Origin of the sequence: Nocardia carnea, from assembly GCF_029869215.1 — a bacterium.
In the GTDB taxonomy this organism is placed as follows: domain Bacteria; phylum Actinomycetota; class Actinomycetes; order Mycobacteriales; family Mycobacteriaceae; genus Nocardia; species Nocardia carnea_B.
The window spans coordinates 1-4,349 of sequence record NZ_JARWPM010000230.1; the positions used below are offsets into that span (position 1 = coordinate 1).

Consider the following 4,349-nt stretch of genomic DNA (forward strand, 5'->3'; position numbering starts at 1 on the left):
CCCCCCCGGCCCCCCCCCCCCCCCCCCCCCCCCCCCCCCCGGGGGGCGCCCGCCGGGGGGGGCCCCTCACCCACCCCGCCCCCCCCCCCCACCCGCGAAAATGGTTGCGCGCGTTACTGCAACGCGAGCATCGACCCGTTCAGTTCGTGCAACGGGCCGAATACGGTGAATACCACGCGCCCGTTCGGATGCGCGGACGACACCGCCGCGGCCGCGTCCAGCGCCATCCCGAAGGAGGGCGCCGACGGATGCGGAATGCCCGCGAGCGTATGCCCGAAATTCGTATTGTGCACCCACCGGGTATCCGCGGGACTGAGGTCGACCCGCACCCCACCGGGCAGCGGTGTCACCGCGACGGCACCGGCCGAACCGGCGCCCACGGTGGCGAGAACAGATGCGGCCCCGGCGATAAAAGCTCCGGCTGCCAAGGTACGTGCTACCCGCATATGCGTTGTGACCTGTCTTCGATAGGAATGAATCGGCCCGGCCGTGCGGACGACTGCCGCCGGCCGAGCCTGCCGACGCGCATACTTTATGACGCCGATCACCTTTTATGCCACCTCTGCACGAATTCTGTGTCCACGAAAATGTGAGCGCGGGCGCTTCGTGGTTACGCCGCGCCGCCTGCTTCCGCCCCGGCTTCCCGTGCCCTGCGAAAGAGTTCGCCGGTACCTCTCGACTGCTACTGTGGCGGACCGTAAGCGTTCGACGATCCCGAGTTGGAGTTCACTGACGTATGTCCACTCTCATCTACGACTACCTGCTTCCCATCCTCGGCCCGCAGCAGGCCACCGCGCTGGCGCAGATGTTTGTCATCGGTCCCTCGGCCTGAGTGGCCGCTGGATGAACATCGTCCCCCGCCCGGCGGGGGCCGGTGTCCATCTCGTGGAGTTACCATCCGGCCCGTGAAAAGACCGATCGCCCTTCTTCCCGCCGCCCTCGTCGTCCTCGCGCTCGCCGCGACCGCCTGCCAGAGCGACGGCGCGGAACCGGAGACCACCGCGCCCGCGACCCCGGCCGCGGCGACCCCCGATACCGCGAAGATCGACCAGGTGAAGGCCGGCTCGTTCGTGATCGGTTTCCGGGGCGCTTTCCCCTCGCTGGCCGCCGGACGCGACGATGCCGCGATCACCTCGCTGTTCACCGCGACCTGTGCCGATATCCGGGCCGGCGAACCCGAGGACGCGGCCACCACGGCGATCACCGAACGCCTCGGTGGGGCGACACCGCAGGAGGCCCAAGCTGTCTACCAGATGGTCGCGGCCATGTGCGGGCCGCACTAGCAACCTACTGTCACACCGGCAGATGCGGCGTGGGTCCTCGCGTCACATCCCGAGTGCCGTATGTGAACTGCGGCGCGATCAGCGCCTGCCCCGGTTGCGGCCGCGCCACCGGGGTGCGGCGGATGAGCCGGCCTGTAAGCCGGATCCTGTCCCCGGTTCGCACCGGGGGGCGGCCATCCATCTGGGCACACCGTCGCCGGGTACCTCGAGCGGTCCACCCGCAGGCTCGGGCGAGCAGCCCTCGGACACCTGCGCAACCGCACCGCGAGGTGCGATCTTCGACCTTGCTCCGGGCGGGGTTTACCGAGCCGCCCCGGTCACCCGGGGCGCTGGTGCGCTCTTACCGCACCGTTTCACCCTTACCGCGCGACCCTGCCGGGCCGCGGGCGGTCTGTTTTCTGTGGCACTGTCCCGCGGGTCACCCCGGGTTGCCGTTAGCAACCGCCCTGCTCTGTGGAGTCCGGACTTTCCTCGGCGCCCGGCGTAACACCTTCCGATGCCCGTTCCCGGCGCCGCGACCGCCCGGCCGGCTCATCCGTCGCAACAGAATACTCGCTACGGCGCCCACGGACACCGGCGCCGGTCACGAGGGCGGTGTCGCGAGCAGTTCGCGGGCCAGGGCGGCGCTCCACCAGCGCTCGACCCGGTCCGGTGCCCAGCCGCGTTCTTCGGTCAGCACGGTGAATACGTCGATATTGCACACCGCGGCGTAGATGTCCACGGCTTCCTGCGCCGGCAGTCCCGGCCGGAGCATGCCGTCGGCCCATCCGGTGAACACCGCGATCCGGGTCTCGTCGGCGCGCCGCCGGCCGGCCCGGTACTCGGCGGCCAGTTCGGGTTCGGTACGGCCGGCCTCACGCAAGAGCGCGATCACGTCACCGGCCCGTTCGAACAGCCGCCGGTCGTAACCGGCCATGGCCGCCAGTTGCGCGGCCGGGTCCGCGGCGGCCTCCAGTTCGGTGATCATCCGCGGTAGGTCGCCGGAGAGGTCCGCGGCATCGGCGAGCGCCCGCGTCAGCCCGGTCTTGTTGCCGTAGGCGGCATAGACGGTCGGCACCGAGACTCCCGCCGCGCGGGCCACCTCACGCACGGTGGTGGCCGCCCAGCCGCGCGTGACGAAGAGTTCGCGGGCACACCGGGCGATCTGCGCACTCGTTTCCTGGGCCTGCGCTGTTCTGCGCAGCGATTCGTATCGGCGCCGCTGCGGCTCCGCGGTCATGGTTCCCCTTTCGCTTTCCGATGATTATATTCAATATATGCCCAGCAAGGTTATCGACGCCGCAGCCTCCATCCGGATCGCCGGAGCGGCGGGTATCGGCTTCGCACTCCTCATCGTTTCCGCCAACCTCGTCCTCGTGCCCGCCGGGATGCCGGCGCCGGGCTCGACACCGGACGAGGCGATCGAATTCTTCCGCTCCGCGAACCAGCCCACCCGTGCGGTCTCGCTCCTCCTGCCCGCCGTCTGGGCGCTGGCGACCGTGTTCGCCGCGGGCGCGCTGGCCGCGGTACAGCGCGCCGGCGGGCAGACCGTATGGGCCTACACCGGTTTCGCCGGAGTACTTCTACAGAACGCCACCTTCACCGCGGTGGTCGCGACGCGGCTGGCCATGTCCACCGTCGACGACGTAGCGAGCGTGCGCACGCTGTGGGCGCTGCACGAGACGCTGTTCGGGTTCAACGGCACCTTCCTGGCGCTGGCACTGACCGGTCTGGGCGCGGCCGGGCTCGCCGCCGGCCTGCTCCCCCGCTGGTTGTTCGTACTCGGTGCGATTGCCGCCGTTCTCCAGTTCACCGGTGCCGTGCTGACTCCCCTGATCGTCGCCGGGCACGACGGTCTCGCGCGGCTCGGCCTCGTCGGCTGGTTGCTGTGGGCGATCTGGCTGTGCGGGTACGGGGTCTGCCTGATCCGCCACTCCCGGGCGACTCACGGCGGCACCGCGAACCGCGCGTCCGCCGGTCACCGCACCGTTGCCCACCCGGACTGACAACGCCGCCGAAACAACAACTCGGTACCGTCACTGATCATGGAGCGTGTCGAGGTCGGCTTCCCGTCGGGAGGTCAGAAGTGTGCCGGCTGGCTGTATCTACCGGCCGGTCCGCCCAAACCTCGCCCCATCGTGGTGATGGGGCACGGGCTGGGGGCGAACCGGGAAATGGGTCTGGATCGGTTCGCGCGGCGGTTCGCCGCCGCGGGAATGGGGGTATTGGTTTTCGATTACCGGCATTTCGGTAACAGCGACGGCGATCCGCGGCAGGTCGTCGATATGGCGCGGCAGCGTGAGGATTGGATCGCCGCGATCGCCTACGCCCGGACCCTGCGGGGCTTCGACGCCACCCGCATCGCGCTGTGGGGGACCTCGCTGGCCGGTGGTCATGTGCTGGCCGTGGCGCCGGACGATGCCTATATCGCGGCCGTCGTGGCCCAGGTGCCGTACGTGAGCGGGTTTTCCTCGGCATGGGCGAAAGGGCCGATCAGCCTGCTGAAGGTGACCGCCACGGCGATCACCGATGTCGTGTTCGGCACCATCTTCCGGAAACCGGTGCAGATCAGGCTGGCCGGGCGGAAACGGGCAAACGCGATGCTGACGGGGCCGGACGTCCCGGCCGGTTTCGGCCGGCTGGCCGAGGAGAGCCCGTCGTACCGGCCGAAAATCCCGGCCCGCACGGCGTTCCCGCTACTGTTCGGCCGGCCGGGCCGCCATGCCAAGGAGCTCAAGATGCCGGTGCTGTACGCACTGTGCGACCAGGATTCGATCACCCCGGTGAAGCCCGCGCTGCGGGCGGCGGCGAAAACGAAGCATGCCGTGGTGAAACGCTATCCCGCAGGGCATTTCGATATCTACTTCGACGATATCTTCGAACAGGCTGTCTACGACCAGACGGAATTCCTGACCTCGGTCCTGCGACCGTGAGCTACGCCGCGGTACCGGACAACTGCGCCGTTCCGGTACCGCGGCGGCACGGGCGGGGTGACCCCCCCCCGCGCAGTTTACGCGGGGCAGATTTTCCGGGTTCTTGTTATCCAGGGCCGTGTTGGGCGCGGGTGCCGGCATTATAGAGAAGGCG

General features: G+C 69.4%; 5 protein-coding genes and 1 other RNA gene. 3 read left to right on the forward strand and 3 right to left on the reverse strand.

The window, feature by feature from the left end; genetic code table 11:
• Nucleotides 1-113: 113 nt before the first annotated feature.
• Nucleotides 114-446, reverse strand: coding sequence for a hypothetical protein (locus tag QH276_RS15815; protein WP_280396834.1), 333 nt, complete (start codon nucleotides 444-446; stop codon nucleotides 114-116).
• A gap of 459 nt (nucleotides 447-905) precedes the next feature.
• On the opposite strand from QH276_RS15815, the gene QH276_RS15820 reads away from it, so the two are divergent.
• Nucleotides 906-1,283: a hypothetical protein gene (locus tag QH276_RS15820; protein WP_280396835.1), complete on the forward strand. Its 378-nt coding sequence runs from the start codon at nucleotides 906-908 to the stop codon at nucleotides 1,281-1,283.
• 119 nt (nucleotides 1,284-1,402) lie between these two features.
• On the opposite strand, the gene rnpB is transcribed toward QH276_RS15820, so the two are convergent.
• Together rnpB and QH276_RS15830 are read right to left on the reverse strand one after the other, a co-directional pair.
• Nucleotides 1,403-1,817, reverse strand: an RNA gene (gene rnpB, locus QH276_RS15825) — RNase P RNA component class A.
• A 49-nt stretch (nucleotides 1,818-1,866) separates the two neighbouring features.
• Entirely contained in the window at nucleotides 1,867-2,502 is a 636-nt protein-coding gene (locus tag QH276_RS15830; RefSeq protein ID WP_280396836.1) for a TetR/AcrR family transcriptional regulator, read from the reverse strand.
• A 37-nt stretch (nucleotides 2,503-2,539) separates the two neighbouring features.
• On the opposite strand from QH276_RS15830, the gene QH276_RS15835 reads away from it, so the two are divergent.
• Nucleotides 2,540-3,268 (forward strand): 2-oxoglutarate/malate transporter, encoded by a 729-nt coding sequence (locus QH276_RS15835; protein WP_280396837.1) that lies wholly within the window; start codon nucleotides 2,540-2,542, stop codon nucleotides 3,266-3,268.
• A gap of 39 nt (nucleotides 3,269-3,307) precedes the next feature.
• Nucleotides 3,308-4,195 carry an alpha/beta hydrolase gene (locus tag QH276_RS15840; protein ID WP_280396838.1) on the forward strand — a complete coding sequence of 296 codons (888 nt, stop codon included), beginning with the start codon at nucleotides 3,308-3,310 and terminating at the stop codon, nucleotides 4,193-4,195.
• The last annotated feature ends 154 nt before the right edge of the window (nucleotides 4,196-4,349 follow it).